Origin of the sequence: Rathayibacter sp. PhB1 (assembly GCF_004362935.1) — a bacterium.
Classification (GTDB): Bacteria; Actinomycetota; Actinomycetes; order Actinomycetales; family Microbacteriaceae; genus Rathayibacter; species Rathayibacter festucae.
Window position 1 is genome coordinate 395,771 of record NZ_SNYD01000004.1, and the last position, 21,839, is coordinate 417,609.

The window sequence follows — 21,839 nt, forward strand, 5'->3', positions numbered from 1 at the left end:
CCATGACCCTCGAAACCCACCGCCGGGTCGTCCTCGGCGGCAGCCCCGTCGATCTCGCCCGGCACGAGGAGGCGGTCCGCACCATCGCGGACCGCGCCGCCGCCCTGCACGACGCGCCGCTGGGCGTCCTCTCCGTGAACGTCGACCACGTCAACCACTTCGGCCACGGCGGACGCTGGCAGCACGTGCTCGAGCGCCGCGCCCTGCCGGTCGCCGAGGCGCCGACCCTCGTCCTGGTCCCGGTGGCCGAGGGCGAGACCGAGTGGACCGACGCGCCGCTGGACGTCCCGGCGCGCCCGGTCGAGTGGCTCTCCCTCATCGACGGCAGCCCGATCGCCAAGCAGGCCGAGCGCCTCACCGGCGTCTCCTGGCCGCGCCTGGCCGGCAGCGACCTGATCGGGCCGCTGCTGGACCGCGCCGCGACCGACGGCGTGCGCGTCGGCGTGCTCGGCGGCTCCGAGGCCGCGCAGTCCCGGCTGCGCGCCCGGCTCTCCGAGGAGCGGCCCGACCTGGTGATGGCCGGACTCTGGTCGCCGTCCCGGGCCGAGCTCGCCGACCCCGCGGCCAACGCCGCGCTGGTCGAGTCGATCCGCGGCGCGCGGGTCGACCTCCTCATCGTCGGACTCGGCAAGCCCCGCCAGGAGCTCTGGATCGACGAGCACGGCCCGCGCACCGGCGCGCACGTGCTGCTGGCCTTCGGCGCGGCCGTCGACTTCCTCGGCGGCTCCGTCCGCCGGGCGCCGCAGTGGGTCGCCGACCGCGGCGTGGAGTGGCTCTGGCGCCTCGCCCTCGAGCCGCGCCGCCTCGCGCGCCGCTACCTCGTCGAGGGCCCGCTCGCCTACGCGAGCCTGCGCCGGCACAGCTCGACCACCCCGCAGCGCGGCCCCGTGCTCGGCAGGGCCGCGCAGCCCGCCGCTCCGTCCCCCGTGCTGCCCGTGGTCCTGCCCGGCGGGAGCGCCCGCTTCGTCGGAGCCGGCGAGCGCGCCGACGTCGCCGCCCTCGTCATCAGCTACCGCTCGGCCGCGACGATGGAGCGCCTGCTGACGAGCCTGCGCGCCGAGGCCGCGACCGGCGTCCGGATCCGCGTGGTCGTCGTCGACAACGCCTCCGACGACGGCTCGCTCGCCCTCGCGGCGGCGCACCCCGACGTCGTCGCCGTCGATGCGGGGGCCAACGTCGGCTACGCGGCCGCGATCAACATCGCCCGGCGGCACGCGGGCGACGCGGGCGCGCTGCTCGTGCTGAACCCCGATCTGGTCGTGCTGCCCGGCGCCGTCTCGACGCTGCTGGCGCGGATGGACTCCTCCTCCGCGGGCATCGTCGTGCCGCTCCTGCTCGACGCCGCGGGCGCCCCGTCGCGCTCGCTCCGCCGCGAGCCGACCCGGCTGCGCGCCCTCGGCGACGCACTGCTCGGCGACAAGGTCCTCGACCGCCCCGCGTTCTCCAGCGAGACCGACAGCGACCCGGAGAGCTACCGGCACGCCCACCGGATCGACTGGGCCACCGGCGCCGCGATGCTGATCGACGCGCTGGTCGCCGCCCGCCTCGGCGACTGGGACGAGCGGTTCTTCCTCTACTCCGAGGAGACGGACTACTTCCGCCGCGCCCGCGACCTCGGCGCCGAGGCCTGGTTCGAGCCCGCCGCGCAGGTCGTGCACGACGGCGGCGGCTCCGGCTCCTCCACCGCCCTCGCCGCGCTGCTCGCCGTGAACCGGGTGCGCTACGTGCAGAAGTTCCACGGCGCGCTGTACTCGAGCACCTTCCGTCTCGTCGTGCTGGCGGCGGAGTCGGCCCGCAGCGCCCTCCCCGGCGCCCGAGGCCGCGAGCACCGGCACGCGGCCCTCGCGGTCGCGGTCGGCGCCCGGCTCGCCTCGCTCCCCTCCGGCGCGCTCGCCCGCCCGCTCGCCGCACCGCACCCGAGCGGCTCGGTCGTCGTCCCCGCGCACGACGAGGAGGCGGTGATCGCCCGCACCCTGGCGCCGCTGGCCGCCGCGGCCGCGAGCGGCGCCCTCGAGGTGATCGTCGTCTGCAACGCCTGCACCGACGCCACCGCCGAGATCGCGCGCAGCTTCGCCGGCGTCACCGTGGTCGAGATCGCCGAGGCGTCCAAGACCGCGGCCCTGAACGCGGGCGACGCGGCGGCCGCCACCTGGCCGCGCCTCTACCTCGACGCGGACGTCGGTGTCACGCCGGACGCGGTATGGAACGTCTTCGACGCCGTCACCCGCGGCGGGCTGCTCGCCGCCCGGCCGACCGCGGTCTACGACGCGACCGGAGCCGACCCGCTGGTCCGCGCCTACTACCGCGCCCGCTCGCGCACGGCCTCGCTGCACACCGCGCTCTGGGGGGCCGGCGGCTACGCCGTCAGCGGCCCGGGACACGAGCGGATCGGGACCTTCCCCGCGCTGATCGCCGACGACGAGTTCGTCGACGGCCGGTTCTCCGTCGCCGAGCGCGCCGTCGTCGCCACCGCCCCAGCGGTGGTGCAGGTGCCCCGGAGCGCGACCAGCCTGCTCGGCGTCCTGCGCCGCACCCAGCGCGGCAGCGCGCAGCTGGCGGCGGCGACCCCCGGCGGCGAGCGCCGCTCGTCCCGCACCGCCGTGCAGGTGCTGCGGGCCGCCCGGGGTCCGCTCGCGCTCGCCGACGCCGCCGTCTACCTCTGCTTCGCCCTCGCCAGCCGGCTGCCGGAGCGGCAGACGGCGGGCTGGACCCGCGACGAGACCACCCGCCGGGCCTCCTCCGCGCAGTCGGGGGCCTGACCCGTGGCCGTCATGATCGAGCGGACCGGGCCCCCGACGCTGCTGCGCCTGGTCGCCTACGCGCTGTTCCTCTTCCCCGCGGATCAGGTGCTCGCTCCCCTGGGCGCGTCCGGCTCGGTCGCGATGGTGCTCGCGCTGCTGCTGACCGGCGCGTGGGCGGCGTCGGCCCTGCTGGGGCTGCACGACCCGATCCCGATGCGCCACCCGGGGCGGGCCGCGCTCACCCTGCTGCTGCTCGTGAGCATCGCGTCCTACGTCCGCTACGCCGTGAACGACACCATCCCGCGCACCGGCGAGGGGCAGCTCAGCGCCGACCGCTGGCTGCTGCTGCTGCTCGCCTCCGCCGGGATCGCCCTGGTCACCACCCAGAGCGTGCGCACCCTCGAGGACGCGCGGGTGCTGCTCGGCTCCCTCGTGAACGCGGCGTCGCTCTGCGCGATCGTGGCGATCATCCAGTTCACCGCCCACGTCGACCCGGTCGAGTGGATCCGGAGCGTCATGGTCGGCTTCGTCGACAACGGCGGCAGCACGCCGTTCCAGGACCGGGACGGGCTCACCCGGGTCGCGGGCACCACCTTCCACCCGATCGAGCTCGCGGTCGTCTCGGCGATGCTCCTGCCGCTCGCCGTCTGGCGGCTGCTGTACGACCGGACGTCTCCGCGGTTCCTCCGCGCCGCCTCCTGCGTGCTGCTGGTCGTCGCCCTGGCGCTGACGGTCTCGCGGTCGGGGGTGCTCTCCCTGGTGGTGGGCGCGGTGGTCTGCGCGGTCTTCCTCCCCGCCTACGCCCGGAGGTGGGGCTACGTGATCGCGCCCGTCGCCGTCGCGGCGTTCTTCGTCACCACGCCGGGCCTGCTCGGCACTCTCACCGGCTCGATCGGCGCGGGCACCAGCGACTCCTCGATCACGAACCGCCTCGACAACTACCCGCGCGTGGCGGCCCTCGTCGCGCACCAGCCCCTGCTGGGCACCGGCCCGGGCACCTACCTCCCGGACAGCGCCCTGCTCATCCTCGACAACCAGTACCTCGGCGCCGCCATCACGCTCGGCCTCCTCGGCGCCGTCGCGGTGCTCGCCTACTTCGGCGTCCCGGCCCTCTTCGGGCTGATCGCCGCCCAGTTCGCCCGGGACCCGCGCCTGCGCGCCCTGACCGGGAGCGTCGCCGCCTCCGCGACGGTCGCCGCGGTCGCCTCCGCCACCTTCGACTCACTGGGCTTCCCGGTGTTCGCCCTGCTGTACCCGTTCGTGCTCGGCCTGTCCGGGAGCTGCTGGCTCCTGGTCCGCGCCGAGCTCGGACTCCCCTCCGCCCTGAGCACGGACGCCTCCGTCCCCGCCCGCGGCGCGATCGATTACGTCCAAGAAAGGCTGTCCTGATGGACCCCGTCTCCGTTCTCCGCACCCTCTGGCGCCACCGGCTCCTCGCCGGCGTCGTCCTCGTGCTCACCGTCGCCGCGATGGCGTACGTCCTCGTCCTCTCACCGCGCACCTACGCCTCGACCGCGACCTACGCGCTGGTCAATCCGAAGCTGCCCTCCACCGCGGAGCTGGAGGCCGACCCGGCCCTCGCCGCCCTGAACTCCGACAACCCGTACCTGCGCTCCTCGGACAACTCGCTCGCCGCCCAGGTGCTCGTCACCGTGATGAACAGCGACGACACCGCGGACGCGCTCGCCGCGCAGGGTCTCAGCACCCAGTTCGCGGTCGAGCGCTCGGCCTGGGCCGGCCAGGGGCTGCTGCTGAGCGTGACCGCCGACGCCCCGACGGCCGACGGCTCGCTCGCCACGACGACGGCGCTCGGCGACCGGCTCGTCGACACGCTGCGCAGCATGCAGACGATCAACGGCGCGGACGACCGCTACCTCTTCACCGCGCTCGAGGTGCAGACGCCCGGCAAGGCCGTCGAGCAGATCTCGGACCGGCTCCGCGCGGTGATCATGGTCGCCGTCGGCGGCGTGGTGCTGCTCTTCGGCGCGATCTCGATCGCCCGCGCCGTCGACGGCCGGCGCGCCGGACGACGGGGCGCCCCGGCCGGCACCTCGACGGCGGCGGCACCGTCTCCGCGCCTCCCGATCGCCGCGCCGAGCGCGGTGACCTCCGCGCACGACGCCCCGCCCGCCTTCCGCGCCGCCCCGCACTCCGGGCACGGCACCCCGCCCGCCCTGGTCCGGCACCGCGACCCCGTCCCCGACCGGAGCGGGCTCACCCCGCACCGCAGCTGAGCGAGCCGCGGCGCCGGACGCCGTGCGGGCCGGGCCCGGTACGGGGCAGGCGCGGGCCTCAGACCCGGCTCAGCACCCCGTCGCGCTCGACGTACTCCTCGCCGGTCTCCGGGCAGCGCCAGAGAGCGCCGTCCGCACCGTCTCCGGCCGCCTCGAGTCGCGCACCGGCCCGCCCGACCCAGCCGACCCGCCGGGCGGGCACGCCGACCACGAGGGCGAAGGGCGGCACGTCGGCGGCCACCACGGCGCCGGCCGCGACCATCGCCCAGGCGCCGATCCGCACCGGAGCGACGCAGACGGCCCGGGCGCCGATCGCCGCGCCCTCCTCCACCACGACCCCGACGGCGTGCCAGTCGTCCGCCGACTTCAGCGTCCCGTCCGGAGTGACGGCGCGGGGCCGCAGGTCGTTCGTGAACACCACTGCGGGGCCGACGAACACCCCGTCGCCGAGCACGGCCGGCTCGTAGACGAGCGCGTGGTTCTGGATCTTGCAGCGGTCGCCCACGACGACGCCCGGGCCGAGGTACGCGCCCCGGCCGATCACGCAGTCCCGGCCCACCCGGGCCTGCTCGCGCACCTGGGCCAGGTGCCAGACCAGCGTCCCGTCGCCGACCTCGGCCCGCGGATCGACGTCCGCCGACGCCTCGATGCGCGCCGGCCGCAGCGAGCGCCCGAAGCAGACCGAGTGCTCCGAGCCGAGGTACGAGCCGAACAGCGGGATCGGCGCGTAGCCCTGCCGCGTGTAGAACCGGATCGCGTCCGGCTGCAGCGTGCCCGTCTCCAGCACCAGGCGGACCGTCCCGCGCTCGCGGGCCCTGTCCTCCAGCGCGGCGAGCACGGCCCCGGCGACTCCGGAGCCGCGGGCGGCCCGGTCGACGAACATCCGCTTCACCTCGACGACGTCCGGCCCGAGCAGCGAGTCCGGCAGCGGGCGCAGCCCGCCGCAGGCCACGGCGGCGCCGCCCTCGTCGACGGCGACGAGGAACACCGGCACGTCCTCGGCGGACGGCGGCGTCCCCGGCTCGTGGTCGTCCGAGCCGTAGCGCTCGTCCAGCTCGACCCGCTGCGCCGACCGCAGGCTCTCGGCCCGGGGGTCCGCCCACTCGACCTCGACGATGCTCCAGCCCATGGCTCCTCCTCCGGCGGCCGCGCGGCGAACCCGCTCGACGGGTCCATCCTGCCGTGCGCCGCGGTCCCGCACCCCGCGGCGACCGGGCGGGACCGCGCTCCCGGTCCCGCCGCCCGGCCGCGCTGCTCCGCGCCGCCGTCCTAGAATCAGCGCATGCCCGACGACTCCGCCCCTCTTCCCGCGCCCGGCTGGTACCCGCACCCCGCCGACCTCGGCGCCGAGCTCTACTGGGACGGAGCGGCCTGGACGGATCGCTCGCGCCCCGCCGTGCCGCCCGCTCCCGCCTACGGGACGCCCGAGCCCGAGCAGCCCGCCACCCCCGGTTACGGAGCCGCGCCCGGCTACGGGGCCGCCCCCGGCTACGGAGCCGCCCCGCAGTACCCGGTCACCCCGGGCTACAGCCCGGCCCCCGGCTACGGCCCGGCCGCCGGCTACGGCGCCGCCCCCGCGCGCCGCAACTCCCTCGCGATCGCGAGCCTCGTCCTCGGCATCGCCAGCATCGTGATCAACCCGCTGCTCGTCCCGTCGATCCTCGCGATCGTCTTCGGCGTCCGCGGCCGGGCCGCCTCCGCGCAGCTCGGCGGCCGCGGCTTCGCCACCGCGGGCCTGATCACCGGTGTCATCGGCATCGTCTTCGGAGTGCTGTCCTTCCTGGCACGCGCCGCCGGGCTCTCCAGCTGACCGGCGTGACGCGGCGGAGCGCCCCCTGGCTCTTCGTCGTCGCCGTCGCCCTGGTCGCGCTGGTCCTCCGCGGCCCGATCGTGGCCGTGGCTCCCGTCATCGACGCGATCCGCGGCGACCTCGCACTCTCCTCCGGCCAGGCGGGCGTCCTCACCAGCATCCCGGTGCTCTGCTTCGCCCTGGCCACGCCGCTGGCCCTGCTCGTGATCCGCCGGGTCGGGCCGGACGCCGCGGTGACCGTCACCGTGCTCGGCGTCGCCCTCGGCACGATCCTGCGCTCGGCCGGCGACGTGGTCTCCGTGGTCGCCGGCACGATCCTCATCGGCGTCTTCATCACCATCGGCAACGTCGTGGTCCCCGTCGTCATCCGCCGCGACGTCGCACCCGAGCGCGTCGACCTCACGACCGGCGTCTACACCGCCGCGCTCAACATCGGCTCGACCATCACCTCGCTCGGCACCGCGCCGCTCGCCCTCGTCCTCGGCTGGCGCGGCGCACTGCTCGCCTGGCTGGTGCTCAACGTCCTGGCCCTCGCCGGCTGGCTGCTCGCCCGCGGACCCGCCCGCGCTCTCCGCCCCGCCCCGCGCCCGCCGGCCGCGCGCGGACCGCAGGAGCCGGCGCCCCGGATCTGGCGCAGCGCCACCGTGCTCGCGCTCGCGGTCTGCTTCGCCAGTCAGGCCTTCTCCTACTACGGCGTCACCGCCTGGCTGCCCTCGCTCCTGGTCGACCGCAACGGCTTCTCGATCGAGGCGGCCGGAGCGAGCTCCTCCGTCTTCCAGATCGCCGCGATCATCGGCGCGATCGGCGTCCCGCTGGTGGTCCGCCGGGTCCGGCCGCTCGGCAGCATCGTCCTGATCGGCGCGCTCTGGTGCACTGTTCCTCTCGGACTGCTGCTCGCCCCGTCGCTCTGGGCGCTCTGGTGCCTCCTCGGCGGCGCGGCGCAGGGCGGCGGCATCACCGTCGTCTTCGTCCTGCTCGTGCGCCTCTCCCGCTCCGACCGGCACGCCTCGCGGCTGTCCGCCACCGTGCAGGGCCTCGGCTACGCCGTCGCGGCCACCGCCCCGACCGTGGTCGGCCTCGCGCACGACGTCAGCGGCGGCTGGGACGCCCCGCTGCTGATCGTGCTCACCGCGACCTGCTCCTTCCTGGCCTTCGGGATCCTCGCCGCGAGCCGCCAGGGCCGCAGCGCCTGAGGCACCGCCTGAGGCACCGTCCGAGGCGCCGGCGCGGGAGCACGGCCCGCGGGCACTGGGTCGACGGCGCTGTCTGAGAGCGCTCCCCTCCCGGATCGGGCGGCTCGGCGTCAAGGGGCCACCGTTCTCTCGCCCAGGGCAATAGCGTGGCGGCATGGCCGAGAAGAGCACGACCCGCGAGAAGACCGCGCCCGAGCCCGACGACGCGCGCAAGCCCGACGACGTCACCGACATCACCAAGCGCTCCTGGTTCTACGTCCTGAAGAAGACCGGACGCGAGTTCGGCGCCGACCAGTGCACCGACCTCGCCGCCGCGCTCACCTACTACGCCGTCCTGGCGCTGTTCCCGGCGCTGCTCGCCATCGTCTCCGTCCTCGGCCTCTTCGGCCAGGCGCAGGCGACCACGCAGACCGTGCTCGACCTGGTCGGCAACCTGGCCTCCGCCGAGGTCGTCGACCTGCTCCGCGACCCGATCCAGTCTCTGGTGAACTCCCCGGCCGCCGGCGTCGCCTTCGTCACCGGTCTCGTCGGCGCGCTCTGGTCCGCCTCCGGCTACGTCGGCGCCTTCGGCCGCGCGATGAACCGCGTCTACGAGATCGACGAGGGCCGCCCGTTCTGGAAGCTGCGCCCGACCATGCTCGGCGTCACCGTCGTCACCGTGATCCTGATCGTCGTCGCCGCGCTCATCCTGGTGCTGAGCGGCCCGGTCGCCAGCGCCGTCGGCGACGTCGTCGGTCTCGGCCCCGCCGCGCTGTCGGTCTGGAACATCGCCAAGTGGCCGGTGCTGGTGATCATCGCGGTGCTGACCATCGCGATCCTCTACTACTGGGCGCCGAACATCCGCCAGCCGAAGTTCCGCTGGATCAGCGTCGGGTCGATCCTGGCGCTCGCCATCTGGCTGCTCGCCTCGGTCGGCTTCGCGTTCTACGTCGCCAACTTCTCCAACTACAACAAGACCTACGGCTCGCTCGGTGGCGTGATCGTCTTCCTGCTCTGGATCTGGATCACCAACATCGCCCTGCTCTTCGGCGCCGAGTTCGACGCCGAGCTCGAGCGCGGCCGTGAGCTCCAGGCCGGCATCGAGGCGGAGGAGACCATCCAGCTGCCCCCGCGCGACACCGCCGCGAGCGACAAGAAGGCCGCCGTGCACGAGAAGGACGTCCGCGACGGCCGCTGGCTGCGCCTCTCCAGCGAGAACCGCGGCCAGAAGGGCCCGTCCCAGGACGACGACGCCGCCAAGGACTCCGAGAAGGCGGCCGCGAAGGACTGACCCCGAAAAGGACGCGGCAGCGCCCCCCATGCTGGTCGAGTAGGCCCGCAGGGGCGTATCGAGACTGCAGACCCCTGTTCCGATGCCGGCGGATCTCGATACGTCCGCTCCGCGGGCTACTCGATCACCATGGCCGAGCTCCCGAGTCGCACTCGGCTCAGGACTCGAGCCCCCACAGCTCCCGGTAGTACCGCGCCCGCTCCTCGTCCGGCTCGATCCCGTACTCGCGGAGCAGCAGCGGCCCCCAGCCCTCGCCGTAGTTCCAGCCGAGGCTGACCACCGCGACCGCGAGGTCGGCCCAGCGGTCGCCCACGCCGAGATCGCCGACGTCGACGGAGGCGCACCAGCGCCCGTCGACACCGATCAGGGTGTTCGGCGCGCAGGCGTCCCCGTGCACGACGACGGGCTCGTCCATCGCCGGAGCCGCGCCGAGCGCCGCGGGTCGCCGGTCGAACCACGAGTCCCCGCGCAGCGCCGCGGGCACCTCGGCCACGGGCAGCGCGTGCACCGCCCGCAGTCCCGCCGCGATCGCCCGCACCGCCTCCTCCGGCCGCGCGATCCACTCCGGAGCGACAGCGCTCGCGCCGTCGAGCGGCGCCGTCAGCAGCCACTGCGCCTCGGCGTCCTCGCCGCGCTCGAGGATCCGCGGCACCGGATGCCGTCCGGCGAGCCACTTGAGCCGCGCCGCCTCCCGCCCGAGATCGACGCCGCTCGCCCGCGGATTCCACTTCAGGTACCCGTCCCGCACCCGGAAGGTCAGACCGTCCAGCTGGTTCCGCCACACCAGCTCCGGCGCGACTCCCCCGTTGAGCGCGCTCGCCACCTCGGGCACCCGCACCCCCGCCATCGACGTCTGCCTGCTCAGATCCGGCCCGCTCATCCCTCCACCCTCCCGCGAGATGCCACGTGTGCACGCTCTCCTCGGCGTGTCGCGTGCACAAGTGGCATCTCGCGAACGGTCAGCGCAGGTAGCGGAGGAGGAGGGTGTCGCCGGCAGCCAGCACGTGAGCCAGGCGCAGGTCGCGCGGAGTCGCGACGCCCCGGGCGATGCGGCCGGCGTCGCCCGACTCGAGGGACGGGCTGATCGTCAGGCACAGCTCGTCGAGGGCGTCCGCGGCCAGCAGTGTGCCGAGGAGGCCCGGTCCGCCCTCGCAGTGGATCCGGCCGAGCCCGCGCTCGACGAGTGCCGCGCGCATCCGTCCCGCGTCCAGCGCGTCCTCGCCGCAGACCAGCACGTCCGCGACCTCGGCCAGCTCCGCGCGCCGCCGCTCCGGCGACGCCCCGGTCGTCACCACGATCGGCCGCACCGGCGCCTCGGTGAAGATCCGCGACCCGGGATCGAGGTCCAGCGACCCCGACACGATCGCGAACACCGGATGCGGAGGCAGCCCGGCCGCCGTCCGCGCCGCCGCGGCCTCGTCGCCGAGCACCATCGGCCCGTAGCCCTCGGTCCGCACCGTGCCCGCCGCGACCAGCACCACGTCGGCCAGGCGCCGCAGCAGATCGAAGACCCGCAGATCCGCCTCGCCGCCCAGCACCCCCGAGACGCCCTCGCGCGTCACCGCGCCGTCGATGCTCGAGACGAAGTTCACCCGCAGCCACGCGTCACCCGCGCCGTCCGCATAGGCCGCGAGCAGCTGCTCGTCGTCGAGGTCCTGGGCGGGCGCTGGCCGGAGCCGGTCGATCGCCGTGCTCACGCGCGATCCGCCGTCTCGTCGGCCGCGATGTTGTGCCGCAGATACGCCGGCTGCCGCCAGCCGAGCACCGCCTCCGTCAGCCGCACCGCGTCCACCGCCTGCCGCACGTCGTGCATCCGCACGATCCGCGCGCCGTTCAGGATGCAGATCACCGCCGCCGCCAGCGACCCCTCGAGCCGCTCGCCCTGCGGCCGGTCGAGGGTCTCGCCGATGAAGTCCTTGTTCGACACCGCCGCGAGCACCGGCAGCCCGAGGACCGACAGCTCGCCCAGCCGCCGCGTCAGCTCCAGCGTGTGCAGCGTGTTCTTGTTGAGGTCGTGCCCCGGGTCCACGATCAGCCTCTCGTCGGGGATCCCCGCCGCCCGCGCGCGCTCCACGCGCACGCGCAGGTGCTCGATCACCTCCGCCACGACGTCGTCGTACTGCGGCGCCGCGGGCTCGCTGCGCGGCGCCCCGACGCTGTGGGTGACGACGAGCTGGGCGGAGGAGCTCGCGAGCACCGCGAGCATCCCGGGATCGTGCAGCCCGCTGGTGTCGTTGACGACGGAGGCGCCCTCGGCGATGCTCGCCCGGGCCACCTCGGCGCGGGTCGTATCGACGGAGATCACCACGTCGCTGCGCCCGTGGATGGTTGCGACCACCGGCACCACCCGGTCCAGCTCCTCCTGGAGCGAGACGGCGGGCCCGCGGCCGAACGGCACGCCGCCGATGTCGACCCAGTCGGCGCCCTGCTCGGCGGCTCGCACCGCGGCGTCGACGGCGCGGTCGAGCGCGAAGGTGGAGCCCTTGTCGTAGAAGGAGTCGGGCGTGCGGTTCACGACCGCCATCACCGCGACCTCCCGCTCGAAGTCGAACCCGCGTCCGCCGATCGTGCGCTTCATCGTCCGTCGTCCCTCCGGCTGCCCGCGCCGAGCGAGCGTCGGCGCGCTCACCCTAGACGAGCCGCATCGGCGACGGCTGCGGCGGCACGAGCGGTGTCGGCCCGCCGTCCTCCAGCAGCACCTGGAAGAGCAGGTGGTCCTGCCATTGCCCCGCGATCCGCAGGTAGCGGCGGGCCACGCCGATCCGCTCGAAGCCGTTGCGCTCGAGCACCGTCTGCGAGCCGACGTTGTGCAGCAGCGTCCCCGCCTGAACCCGGTGCAGGCGCAGCTGGTCGCGCGCGAGCCCGAGGGTCGCCCCGACCGCCCGGGTCATCACCCCGCGCCCCTCCAGCTCCGCGTCGACCCAGTAGCCGAGATCCGCGCTGTCGAAGGCGCCGCGCACCACGTTCGAGAGGGTCACCCGCCCGACGAGCTCGTCGCCGCGCTCGAGCACCAGTGGGAGGAGCGCTCCGGACCGGTGCCCGTGCAGCGCGTCGGCGATCGCGTCGGTCTGCCCGCCTGACTCGAAGAACCGCGCCGACCGCAGCGGCTCCCAGGGGGCGAGGCGGCGCCGGTTTCGGCGGTACGCCTCGGCGAGCGCGGGACCGTCCTCCCGGGTGACCAGGCGGAGGACGGTGCCGTGGCCGACGGCGATCGAGGCTGACACCCTGCGAGGCTAGACCGAGCGGACCCGCCGACGCACGTGGTCCTCGACGATCCGCCCCGTTAACGCACGACACCCCCGGCCGGAGCCGGGGGTGTAGTCGTGGTGGGCGATACTGGGATCGAACCAGTGACCTCTTCCGTGTCAGGGAAGCGCGCTACCGCTGCGCCAATCGCCCGCTGCTCCCGGAGGAGCGCCTCGCTCGGTGAACGATCGAGGTGGATACGGGATTCGAACCCGTGTATACGGCTTTGCAGGCCGCTGCCTCGCCTCTCGGCCAATCCACCGTGTACGGGATTCGGTGTCGGCGGCCCCTCGGAGCGTGAGCTCCTCGGGCCGACCAGGTGAAAAACCGGCCCGGGGGCCGGTTCTTCGAGCGGATGACGAGATTCGAACTCGCGACCCTCACCTTGGCAAGGTGATGCGCTACCACTGCGCCACATCCGCATGATGTGTGTGTTACCACACGGTCTTGCTGCCACTTGCTTGTCTTGCCTGTCTCCCCGGCGCTTTCGCTGCCCGGCTCGACCTAGAAGACTGTATCCGAACGCCGCGCGAACTTCCAAATCGACGGCGGCCCGATTCGCGCACCGCGACGCCGGACCCGCGTCTTTCCGCGCGAAACCGCCCCGCAATGCGCTGTTCACCCGGGCGTGGCGCGCCGTTCCCGGTGCATCCGAGCGCCGCGGATCCGCTACGATCGTTTCTCGGGTCGTCCACAAGACGGCCGTCAGGGCGATTGGCGCAGTTGGTAGCGCGCTTCCTTCACACGGAAGAGGTCATCGGTTCGAGTCCGGTATCGCCCACCACCAGAACCCCCGGTCCGCCGGGGGTTCCCGCGTTTGAGGCGATGTCGATCGCGAAGCATGTCACGGCCGTGCCGGAGGCACCGTGCGCCCCCGGACGCGCCTTCCCACCACCGTCGCGGAGCGCCGATCTAGACTGTCCCTCATGCGTGCGGCGGAAGAAGTGAAGCAGCCCCTGGTCCTGCGGGACCTTCCGACCGTCGAAGCGGACGGCAAGACGGTCGTGCCCGACGAGGTCGCGGCAGCACTGGCCGCCCGGATCATCGCACGAGAGAGCGAGCTCCTCGAGCGTCTCGCCGGCGAGTGACCGTCTACCTCACCAGCGAGCAGGTCGTCGCGATCAACGCGACGATCAAGGGCAGTCAGGCCAGGTGCGACGACCCGGCCGGCATCGACGCCGCCGTCGGACGCGCGTCGTCGACCTTCGGCGGACTCGATCTCCTCCCGACGATCTGGCTCAAGGCCGCCTCGCTCCTGCACGGCATCGCGAGCACGCAGTACTTCGCTGACGGCAACAAGCGGACGGCGTTCGTCGCCGCGACACTGCTGCTCGAGCTCAACGGTGCGCCGCTGAAGCCGATGGAAGTGGTGGCGAGGGAGGTGCTGGTCCTCGGGGCCGCGGTGAGTCTGCTCAGCGTCGAGCAGGTCGTGGAGTGGTTGGAGGTGCACGCGCTCGCGGCGGACAGCCGCGTCTTCATCGACGAGGACAGGACGACCATCGTCGGCGGGACGCTCCATCTGATGGAGTTCGCGCACGGCGCGAGTGTTCTTCGCAACGTCCACGCGACGGATGTTCGGTTCCTCGGGCCGGCCGTCGTCACCTTCCTCGGCCGGACCGCGCTCCACAGTCCGTTCTGGGAGTACGGAGAGCAGCGGGAGTCGATGCTCTACGAACGTCCGCCCGGCACGTCGATCGTCGGGGTCACGGTCTTCGAGAACAGCGTCTTCGAGCGCTGCCTCTTCTCCGACATCGGCATCGCGGGCACTGCCGGGATGCTGAGCGACTTCCGACGCGAGAGCGGCGACCTGGGTCCCATCGGCTTCACCCTGTGATCGGCGGCATTCGCTGCCTGAGGCCCCCGCTGTGTCGACCGGAGACCGAGCACTCGCCCGCAGCGGAGGCACTCTCGTGATGGGTCGCTCCCACGCCGTCTCCGGCGCGCTCGCCTGGTCCGTCGTCACGGCCGTCCCGGACCTCGCCGCACCGCTCGGTCTCGCCGGCCTCCCGCTCGACCTCCGGCTGGTCGGCCTCGGCGTCGCCGCCGGCTGGGCGCTCGTCCCGGACGCCGACCACGCCCGGGCGACGATCTCGCGCTCGGCACCCGGTGCGTCCCTCCTCACCGCGACCGCCGGTCGCATCAGCGGCGGCCACCGGCACGGGATGCACTCCCTGCTCGCCGTCGCCGTCGTCTGGTACCTGATCCCGCTCCTGGTCGCCCTGCGCTTCCCCGTGCCGCTGGTCGGCCCGGTCTCGCTGGCCGCCGTGCTCACCCTGCCGGCGATCGCCTTCGCCGCGAAGGCGGTCAGGGCGGCGCCCTCCTGGCCGATCGCCTGGGCCGGAGCGCTCGTCGTGACCGTCCTCCTGGTCACCCTCGCCGACGGCACCTGGGCTTGGCTGCAGGTCGCCGCGACCCTCGGCTACCTCGTGCACGTCGCCGGCGACGCCCTCACCACCGAGGGGATCAACTGGCTCTGGCCGCTGCGGATCCGCTCTCCGCGCTGGGTGCGCCGCACGCCCGTGCTGCGGCGGCTCTGGACGTCCGGCGGCTACGCCGCGATCCCCGTGCTCGGCTCGGCCGGCTCCTGGCGCGAGACGATCCTCTACTGGCTGATGTCGGCCGCCACGATCGTGCTGACGGCCTGGCTGCTCGCCGAGGAGCTCCTCTGACCCCGGGCGGGAGCCCTCAGTACACCGCCCCCGGGTTCATGATCCCCAGCGGATCGAACACCGCCTTGATCCCGCGCTGCAGCGCCATCGAGTCCTCGCCGAGCTCCTCCGCGAGCCAGCGCCGCTTCAGCAGCCCCACCCCGTGCTCGCCCGTGAGAGTGCCGCCGAGCGCGAGCGCCGTGCGGAACAGCTCGCCCGCGGCCGCCCAGACCTCCTCGCCGACCCCGTCGGACCCTGCTGGCACGACGAAGTTCGGGTGCAGGTTGCCGTCGCCCGCGTGGGCCACGGTCGGGATGCTCAGCCCGGTGCGCTCCTCGATCCCGCGGATCGCGGCGAACATCGCGGGCAGCGCCGAGCGCGGCACGCAGACGTCCTCGATCAGCACCTCGCCCTCGGCCTCGAGCGCGGGATGGAAGGCCCGCCGCACCGCGAGCAGCGCCTCACCCGCCACCGGGTCGTCCGTCGACTCGGCGTCCCCGCCGGCCCCGGTGACGATCGCGAGGATCCGGCGCGCCTCGTCCTCCGCTCCCCCGCCGTCCGTCTGCACGAGCAGGTAGGCGGCGCCGCGGTCGAGCGACGCGCCCGTGTAGCGGCCGATCGCGGCGAGCGCTCCCTCGTCCATCAGCTCCATCACCGCCGGTCGGAGGCGGGCGGCGGTGATCGCGGCGGAGGCGGCCGCCGCCGCCACGACGCTCGGGAAGTACGCGCCGACGGTGACCACGCGGCCCGCGGGGATCGGCCGCAGCTTCACCGTCGCCTCGACGATCACGCCGAGCGTCCCCTCCGAGCCGGTGAGCAGCGCCGTGAGGTCGTAGCCGGCGACGCCCTTCACGCTGCGCCGCCCGGTCCGCACCAGGCGCCCGTCGGCCAGCACGACGGCCAGACCGAGCACCGCCTCGCGGGTGACCCCGTACTTCGCGCAGAGCAGCCCGCCCGCGTTGGTGGCGATGTTGCCGCCGATGCTCGAGATCGCCTTGCTCGCCGGGTCGGGCGAGAAGATCAGCCCGTCCGCGGCGACCGCGTCGGACAGCGCCTGATTGAGCACGCCCGGCTCCACGACCGCGAGCTCGTCCTCGAGCGAGATCTCGAGGATGCGGTTCATGGCCGCCGTCGAGAGGACGATCGCGCCGTCCCGGCCGACGGCGCCCGCGGCGAGCCCCGTCCCCGCGCCGCGCGGGACGACCGGCACCCGGTGCTCGGTGGCGATCCGGAGCGTCGCCTGCACGTCGGCGACCGAGCGCGCGCGGACCAGCGCGAGCGCGCGACCGCCGGCGGTCCAGCCGGACTTGTCGGTGTGCGCGGACTCGAAGTCCGGCCCCTCGGTCGTCACCGGGGCGCCGAGCTCCTCGCGCAGCCTCCGGAGGACGAGCGCACGGCCGGTCGTCCCGGTGCTCGTTCCGATGCCGGTCCCGGTGCGGACGGTCTCGGCGCCGCTGGTCACGGCGCCGCTGGTCTCGGTGCGGCTGGTCTCGGTGCGGCTGGTCTCGGTGCTGCTCATGCGGGTCACTCCGGGCGGATCGCGGGTCGGCCCCTCGATCCTTCCACGGCGGCCCGGGCAGGCGGCAGGATGGGCGGATGAGCGCAGCGATGACGGAACTTACGAGCGCGGGCATCCTCCTGCACCGGCTGCGGGGCGGCGAGCGCGAGGTGTTCCTCGGCCGGATGGGCGGCCCGCTGTGGACGAGCCGCCCGCGGGCCTGGTCGATCCCCAAGGGCCTGCACACGCCCGAGGAGGCGCCGCTCGACGCCGCCCGGCGCGAGTTCGAGGAGGAGATCGGCGTCGCCGCCCCTGTCCTCGACTACGCGCTCCTCGGCGCCTACCGCCAGCGCTCCGGGAAGACCGTCACCGTCTTCGCCGCCGAGTGCGCCGACGAGATCGCCTTCGTCGCGAGCAACACCTTCGAGCTCGAGTGGCCGCGCGGCTCCGGAGTGCTCCGCGCCTACCCGGAGATCGAGCGCGCGGAGTGGCTGCCGCTCGAGCGCGCCCGCGAGGAGATCACCGCCGGCCAGGTGCCCGCCCTCGACGATCTCGAGCGGGCCCTGACCGCCGCGAACCGACCGGCGGCCCGGCGCCCGGAAGCGCGGGACTCCGCTCAGTAGTCGAGGACGTCCAGCGGGATCGCCAGGTCGTCGTCGGTCGCCATCGGCACGGGCCGTCCGAGCCGGCGGGCGCGGTCGGCCAGGTCCGCGACCAGCGCCTCGTCGACGATCTCCGCGGCGTCCTCGGGCTCGTCCTCGACCAGCATCTGGCTCGACGGCCCGAGCAGCAGCCGGGCCGTCAGCACGCCCTCGCCGCGCCGGACGGGGATCTCCACCGTGGCGGCGGTCGCCGTCGAGGCGAGCATCCGGGCGTACTCGAGCACCGCGTCCGCGATGTCGTCCCCGGTGAGGACGCTCCCCTCGGCGTAGTGGATGCGTCGCACGGCGGACTCCTTCAGTCGGCGGAGCGGCCGGCTGCAGGAGAGCCCGGCCGGCTCCCTCCCCAGGGTGGCACGCGCTCCGCGGCGCGCAGGCTGATCGGCGGACATCCGCCGGGGGCTTTACTTCCCGGCCCCGCCCTCGCCGTGCCCGCGGTCGTCGGCCGCCGAGTAGACCCGCAGGGCCAGCGGCACGATCCGGACCCTCGCCTCGTGGAAGCCCTCCGGCTCGCCGTCGAACACCTCGCTCTCGCCGTCGTGCGCCCACTCCGGGTCCACGCCGGCCGGTCGCCGCGCGCCGACCACGACGCCCGCGGTGCTGGCCGACTCGACCACCGGCGCGCGCCAGCCGGGCACCCGCCCGACCACCGGCGTCGCGCCCCGCCCGAGCGCCAGCGACACCGCGCCGCGGGTCCGGGGCGTCCGGCCCGAGTGCAGCACGCGGATGTCGAGCTGCCCGTCGTCCAGGCGCCGGCGGGCGAGCGGCGTCGCGGTGCGCGGGTGCTCCCGGTTCACCCCGACGAAGTACGACCAGACCAGCTCCGTCCGCCCGTCGCGCCGCAGCTCGAACGGATCGGTCGAGCGCACCACCTCGAAGGCGGCGAGGACCGCGGCGAGCGGCTTGCCGATCACCTTCTCGCGCTTCTCCCGCGCGGCCACGAACTCCGGGTACAGCCCGATCGAGACGGTGTTCAGCACCGTGACCGGCTCGGCCTCCCCGGCCGTCACCTCGGCCACGTCGACGTCGCGGCGCTCGCCGTGCGCCGCCGCGTCGAGCGCGTCCTGGATCGTCACCAGGCCCAGCGCCTTGGCGAAGTGGTTCATCGTCCCGCCCGGCAGCACCAGGAGCGTCATCCCCTCGGCCCGCGCGAGCCCCGCGCCGACCGCCATCGTCCCGTCGCCGCCGTAGACGCCCAGCACCTCGGGCGGGGCGCCGCCGGCGCGCGCCGCACGCAGCACGTCGCCCAGGTCCTCGCCCTCGCTCAGCCGGTGCACCCGCGCCGCGGGGAAGCGCTGCAGGATCAGCGGCTCCGGATCCGGCCGGTGCGAGTCGCGCCCGGCGCTCGGGTTGAGCACCACCAGCAGCCCGGCTCCGTCGCCGAGCGGACGCACGTCGACCGGCGGCCGGCTCGTCCGCTCCGAGACGGGGACGTGCCGCGGGCGCGCCGGCACCAGCACCTTCCCGAGGCCCGCGACGGCCGCGCCGAGCGCCGCTCCGCCGACCACGTCGGAGAGCCAGTGCACCCCGACGTGCAGGCGCGAGAAGGAGACGGCCGCGGCGAGCGGCGCGACGGCCAGTCCCACCCGCGGGTTCTCGAGCGCGACCCCGGCGGCGAAGGCGGCGGCGCTCGCCGCGTGCCCGGAGGGGAAGCTCGGCGAGGTGGGCACGTGGGCGAGCCGCCGCCCCACCGGCACGTCCACCACGAGCGGCCGGACGCCGCCGAAGAGCTGCTTGCCGACGAGATTCGCCGCGGCGCTCGCCACCGCCAGGGAGGCCGCACCCCGTGCGGCCTCGCGGGGCCGGCCGGCCAGGAGCAGCAGCGCCCCGAGCCCGAACCAGAGCACCCCGTGATCGGCGGCGCGCGAGAGCCCGACCAGCGCTCCGTCCACGAGCGGCACCGCACGGCGCGCGTTGAGCTTCCGGGCGGCGCGGGCATCGGCCCGGCGCACGGCGCGCGGCACGGCGAGGACGCGCCGGAGCAGGACGGACGGGGGTCGGGTTCCGCGCAGAGGCATGCCTCCAGGGTAGGAGGCGCCTTCCGCGACTCCCTGAGCCCTGGGCGGCTAGACCTCGCCGAACCCCGACTCGACCAGGTCGGCGAGCCGCCCCACGGCCTCCTCCGCCTCGGCGCCGGTCGCCGAGATCGCGACCTCGTCGCCGCGATCGAGCCCGAGCGACATCACGCCGAGCAGGCTCGTCGCGTCCTTGCCGTTCACGTCGATCCGCGCGTCGAAGCGGGTGGCGAGGGTGACGAAGTCGGCCGCCGGCCGGGCGTGCAGCCCGTTCGGGTTGATCAGCCGCACCGTCCGCCGCACGCTCGCCGACTCGGCGGGCGCCGCGGGCGACTCGGCGAGGAGTGCGCCCCGCGCCGACTCCGCCGCCGCGAGCACGTCCGCCAGCGCGGCACCGGCGCCCGCCGCCACGGCCGCCGCCACGGCACCCTCCACGAGCGGCGCGTCCGCGATCCGGACCCGCTCCCGCGCCTCGTCGTCCAGGAACTCCACCGCGGTCTCCGCTGTCATGATCGCCGAGCCGAGGTCGCAGAGCACCACGGCGCCTTCGCCGGAGTCCGCCTCGGCCAGCGCCGCGGTGATCCGCTCGAAGCTCGTCCCGATCCCGCCGTCGTCCGTGCCGCCCGCGGCGACCAGCGCGACGTCGGGCGCCATCTGCGCCGCCAGCTCCACGAGTCCCTCGGCCAGTCGCGCGCTGTGCGAGACGAGGACGAGCCCGACGCTCACGCCGCCGCCTCGGCCGCGGCGCGCAGCAGCAGGACACTCGACACGCTGCCCGGATCGCGATGCCCGACGGCCCGCTCGCCCAGGTAGCTCGCTCGGCCCTTCCGCGCGACGAGCGGGTCGGTCGACTCCGCTCCGCCCTGTGCCGCATCCGCTGCCGCGGCGAGCACGGCGGCCGCCGAGGAGCCGTCGGCCGAGGCGGCCTGCGCGGCCTCGACCGCCGGCGTCCAGGCGTCCACCATCGTCTTGTCGCCGACCTCGGCCTTGCCGCGCAGCACGATCCCGTCGCGCGCCGCCGCGAGCAGTGCCGCGACCGCGGCACCGTCGAGCGACTCCTGCCCGGTGACCGCGCCGGACGCCTTGAGGAACGCGGTGCCGAACAGCGGACCGGAGGCTCCGCCCACCGTCGAGATCAGCGTGGTCGCCACCAGCTTGAGCACCTCGGCCGGAGTCGCGAGCTCGGCAGCTGCGTCGAGCTTCGCGACCACGGCCTGGAAGCCGCGGTCCATGTTCTCGCCGTGGTCGCCGTCGCCGATCGCGCGGTCGAGCGTGATCAGCTCCACCCGGTGCTCCGAGACCGCCTGCGCCGCGGCCCGGATCCACGCCACAGCCCATGCCGCGTCGAGCCCCAGTGCTCCCTGTCCGTCCTGCATCGATCCGTCCTCTTTCCTGTGTCGCCTCTGCGACCGTCGTGTCGTCGTGCGGTCGTGTCGTCGTGTGCGCGCCGCTGTCCGGGCCGGGCGCCCGCCCTCTGCTCGGGGCCGCTCAGCGTCCCCAGCGCAGCGCCGCGGTCTGCACCGGTGCGTCCCAGAGCTCCGTCAGCGCGTCGTCCAGCTTCAGCAGCGTGATCGAGACCCCCTGCATCTCCAGCGAGGTGACGTAGCTGCCGACCAGGCTGCGCCGCACCGTCACGCCCTTCTCGGCCAGCACCTCCGCGGCGCGCCGGTAGACGAGGTAGAGCTCGACCTGCGGGGTGCCGCCCAGTCCGTTCACGAAGAGGAGCACGTCGTCGCCGGAGGAGAGGGGCAGGTCCTCGAGGATCGGCGCGAGCAGGCGGTCGACGATCCGGTCGGCCGGCTCGAGCGGGATCCGCTCGCGGCCGGGCTCGCCGTGGATGCCGATGCCGATCTCGATCTCGTCCTCGGCCAGCTCGAAGCTCGGCTCCCCCGCGTGCGGCACCGTGCAGGGCCGCAGCGCGACGCCCATCGAGCGGACGTTCGCGACGACCGTCTCGGCGATCGCCGCCACCTCGTCCAGCGAGTCGCCGCGCTCGGCGGCCGCTCCGGCGATCTTCTCCACCATCACCGTCCCGGCCACCCCGCGGCGCCCCGCCGTGTAGAGGGAGTCCTTGACGGCCACGTCGTCGTCGACGATCACCGAGCGGACCTCCACGTCGTCGGCGAGGGCCAGATCGGCCGCCGTCTCGAAGTTGAGCACGTCGCCGGTGTAGTTCTTCACGATGTGCAGGACGCCCGCACCGCCGTCGACCGCCTTCGTGGCGGCGACGATGGGATCGGGAGTGGGCGAGGTGAACACCGGCCCGGGCACCGCGGCATCGAGCATGCCGACGCCGACGAAGCCGGCGTGCAGGGGCTCGTGCCCGCTGCCGCCGCCGCTGACGATGCCGACCTTCCCCTGCCGAGGAGCGTCGACGCGCACCACGAACAGCGGATCGGGCTCGACCCGCACCAGGTCGGCGTGCGCGAGGCCGAATCCGGCCACGGACTCCGCGACGACGTTCTTCGGGTCGTTGATGAGCTTCTTCATCGAGGTCTCCTCCAGGGCGCTCCGCTCCGTCGCGG

At 74.7% G+C, this 21,839-nt stretch carries 21 protein-coding genes, 4 tRNA genes and 1 pseudogene; 11 read left to right on the top strand and 15 right to left on the bottom strand.

The genetic code is table 11. The features are described from left to right. Positions 1-2: 2 nt before the first annotated feature. Genes EDF17_RS12255 through EDF17_RS12265 form a run of 3 tightly spaced genes read left to right on the top strand, consistent with a single transcriptional unit; the run spans position 3 to position 4,975 of the window. Positions 3-2,759, top strand: coding sequence for a WecB/TagA/CpsF family glycosyltransferase (locus EDF17_RS12255; protein WP_123446174.1), 2,757 nt, complete (start codon positions 3-5; stop codon positions 2,757-2,759). A gap of 12 nt (positions 2,760-2,771) precedes the next feature. Next, a complete protein-coding gene (locus tag EDF17_RS12260; protein ID WP_133672044.1) occupies positions 2,772-4,130 on the top strand; it encodes an O-antigen ligase family protein in 1,359 nt (452 codons plus the stop codon). Then, positions 4,130-4,975 carry a chain-length determining protein gene (locus EDF17_RS12265; protein WP_123446172.1) on the top strand — a complete coding sequence of 282 codons (846 nt, stop codon included), beginning with the start codon at positions 4,130-4,132 and terminating at the stop codon, positions 4,973-4,975. The genes EDF17_RS12260 and EDF17_RS12265 overlap by 1 nt, the downstream gene beginning before the upstream one ends. A gap of 58 nt (positions 4,976-5,033) precedes the next feature. On the opposite strand, the gene EDF17_RS19880 is transcribed toward EDF17_RS12265, so the two are convergent. Together EDF17_RS19880 and EDF17_RS20155 are read right to left on the bottom strand one after the other, a co-directional pair. Further along, positions 5,034-5,639 (bottom strand): acyltransferase, encoded by a 606-nt coding sequence (locus EDF17_RS19880; RefSeq protein ID WP_166649680.1) that lies wholly within the window; start codon positions 5,637-5,639, stop codon positions 5,034-5,036. Between the two features lie 72 nt (positions 5,640-5,711). Beyond that, positions 5,712-6,104: pseudogene (locus EDF17_RS20155) on the bottom strand (GNAT family N-acetyltransferase); the annotation flags it as partial. Between the two features lie 153 nt (positions 6,105-6,257). Between EDF17_RS20155 and EDF17_RS20300 the strand changes: the two are divergent. The 3 genes from EDF17_RS20300 (at position 6,258) to EDF17_RS12290 (ending at position 9,248) form a co-directional block, all read left to right on the top strand. Next, complete coding sequence (locus EDF17_RS20300; RefSeq protein WP_123446170.1) at positions 6,258-6,785, top strand: DUF4190 domain-containing protein; 528 nt, start codon at positions 6,258-6,260, stop codon at positions 6,783-6,785. A 5-nt stretch (positions 6,786-6,790) separates the two neighbouring features. Further along, positions 6,791-7,978, top strand: a complete 1,188-nt coding sequence (locus tag EDF17_RS12285) for an MFS transporter (RefSeq protein ID WP_243732874.1) — start codon at positions 6,791-6,793, stop codon at positions 7,976-7,978. Positions 7,979-8,132: 154 nt separating this feature from the next. After that, positions 8,133-9,248, top strand: coding sequence for a YihY/virulence factor BrkB family protein (locus EDF17_RS12290; RefSeq protein WP_123446169.1), 1,116 nt, complete (start codon positions 8,133-8,135; stop codon positions 9,246-9,248). A 157-nt stretch (positions 9,249-9,405) separates the two neighbouring features. Here EDF17_RS12290 and EDF17_RS12295 read toward each other — a convergent pair whose 3' ends face one another. The 7 genes from EDF17_RS12295 to EDF17_RS12325 form a co-directional block, all read right to left on the bottom strand. Continuing rightward, positions 9,406-10,128 carry an aminoglycoside 3'-phosphotransferase gene (locus tag EDF17_RS12295; RefSeq protein ID WP_166649666.1) on the bottom strand — a complete coding sequence of 241 codons (723 nt, stop codon included), beginning with the start codon at positions 10,126-10,128 and terminating at the stop codon, positions 9,406-9,408. 79 nt (positions 10,129-10,207) lie between these two features. Next, positions 10,208-10,945, bottom strand: coding sequence for a pyrimidine reductase family protein (locus tag EDF17_RS12300; protein ID WP_123446167.1), 738 nt, complete (start codon positions 10,943-10,945; stop codon positions 10,208-10,210). Continuing rightward, positions 10,942-11,826, bottom strand: a complete 885-nt coding sequence (gene folP / locus EDF17_RS12305; protein ID WP_123446166.1) for a dihydropteroate synthase — start codon at positions 11,824-11,826, stop codon at positions 10,942-10,944. Before folP ends, EDF17_RS12300 begins: the two co-directional genes overlap by 4 nt. A 52-nt stretch (positions 11,827-11,878) precedes the next feature. After that, on the bottom strand, positions 11,879-12,472 hold the full coding sequence (locus tag EDF17_RS12310; RefSeq protein ID WP_166649667.1) for a GNAT family N-acetyltransferase: 594 nt from the start codon (positions 12,470-12,472) through the stop codon (positions 11,879-11,881). A gap of 100 nt (positions 12,473-12,572) precedes the next feature. Then, positions 12,573-12,647, bottom strand: a tRNA-Val gene (locus EDF17_RS12315). A gap of 38 nt (positions 12,648-12,685) precedes the next feature. After that, a tRNA-Cys gene (locus tag EDF17_RS12320) sits at positions 12,686-12,756 on the bottom strand. A gap of 88 nt (positions 12,757-12,844) precedes the next feature. Next, a tRNA-Gly gene (locus EDF17_RS12325) sits at positions 12,845-12,916 on the bottom strand. A gap of 286 nt (positions 12,917-13,202) precedes the next feature. Here EDF17_RS12325 and EDF17_RS12330 point away from each other — a divergent pair. The 4 genes from EDF17_RS12330 to EDF17_RS12340 all read left to right on the top strand — a co-directional run bounded on the left by EDF17_RS12330 (position 13,203) and on the right by EDF17_RS12340 (position 15,163). Next, a tRNA-Val gene (locus EDF17_RS12330) sits at positions 13,203-13,278 on the top strand. 142 nt (positions 13,279-13,420) lie between these two features. Next, a complete protein-coding gene (locus tag EDF17_RS19885; protein ID WP_164874492.1) occupies positions 13,421-13,582 on the top strand; it encodes a hypothetical protein in 162 nt (53 codons plus the stop codon). After that, a complete protein-coding gene (locus EDF17_RS12335) occupies positions 13,579-14,328 on the top strand; it encodes a Fic family protein (RefSeq protein WP_123446165.1) in 750 nt (249 codons plus the stop codon). The genes EDF17_RS19885 and EDF17_RS12335 overlap by 4 nt, the downstream gene beginning before the upstream one ends. 79 nt (positions 14,329-14,407) lie before the next feature. Further along, complete coding sequence (locus EDF17_RS12340) at positions 14,408-15,163, top strand: metal-dependent hydrolase (RefSeq protein WP_123446164.1); 756 nt, start codon at positions 14,408-14,410, stop codon at positions 15,161-15,163. Between the two features lie 16 nt (positions 15,164-15,179). Here EDF17_RS12340 and EDF17_RS12345 read toward each other — a convergent pair whose 3' ends face one another. Beyond that, positions 15,180-16,661 (bottom strand): FAD-linked oxidase C-terminal domain-containing protein, encoded by a 1,482-nt coding sequence (locus tag EDF17_RS12345; protein ID WP_123446163.1) that lies wholly within the window; start codon positions 16,659-16,661, stop codon positions 15,180-15,182. A gap of 77 nt (positions 16,662-16,738) precedes the next feature. Here EDF17_RS12345 and EDF17_RS12350 point away from each other — a divergent pair, with 77 nt between their 5' ends. Then, positions 16,739-17,263 carry an NUDIX domain-containing protein gene (locus EDF17_RS12350; RefSeq protein WP_243732875.1) on the top strand — a complete coding sequence of 175 codons (525 nt, stop codon included), beginning with the start codon at positions 16,739-16,741 and terminating at the stop codon, positions 17,261-17,263. Here the strand turns inward: EDF17_RS12350 and EDF17_RS12355 are convergent. The 5 genes from EDF17_RS12355 to dhaK all read right to left on the bottom strand — a co-directional run bounded on the left by EDF17_RS12355 (position 17,257) and on the right by dhaK (position 21,804). Continuing rightward, on the bottom strand, positions 17,257-17,586 hold the full coding sequence (locus tag EDF17_RS12355; protein ID WP_123446162.1) for a hypothetical protein: 330 nt from the start codon (positions 17,584-17,586) through the stop codon (positions 17,257-17,259). The genes EDF17_RS12350 and EDF17_RS12355 overlap by 7 nt on opposite strands. A 117-nt stretch (positions 17,587-17,703) precedes the next feature. After that, a complete protein-coding gene (locus EDF17_RS12360; RefSeq protein WP_123446161.1) occupies positions 17,704-19,317 on the bottom strand; it encodes a phosphatase PAP2 family protein in 1,614 nt (537 codons plus the stop codon). Between the two features lie 48 nt (positions 19,318-19,365). Continuing rightward, entirely contained in the window at positions 19,366-20,040 is a 675-nt protein-coding gene (gene dhaM / locus EDF17_RS12365; RefSeq protein ID WP_123446160.1) for a dihydroxyacetone kinase phosphoryl donor subunit DhaM, read from the bottom strand. Then, positions 20,037-20,690 (bottom strand): dihydroxyacetone kinase subunit DhaL, encoded by a 654-nt coding sequence (gene dhaL, locus EDF17_RS12370; RefSeq protein WP_185019968.1) that lies wholly within the window; start codon positions 20,688-20,690, stop codon positions 20,037-20,039. Before dhaL ends, dhaM begins: the two co-directional genes overlap by 4 nt. Before the next feature lie 112 nt (positions 20,691-20,802). Then, on the bottom strand, positions 20,803-21,804 hold the full coding sequence (gene dhaK / locus EDF17_RS12375; protein ID WP_123446554.1) for a dihydroxyacetone kinase subunit DhaK: 1,002 nt from the start codon (positions 21,802-21,804) through the stop codon (positions 20,803-20,805). Positions 21,805-21,839 lie beyond the last annotated feature (35 nt).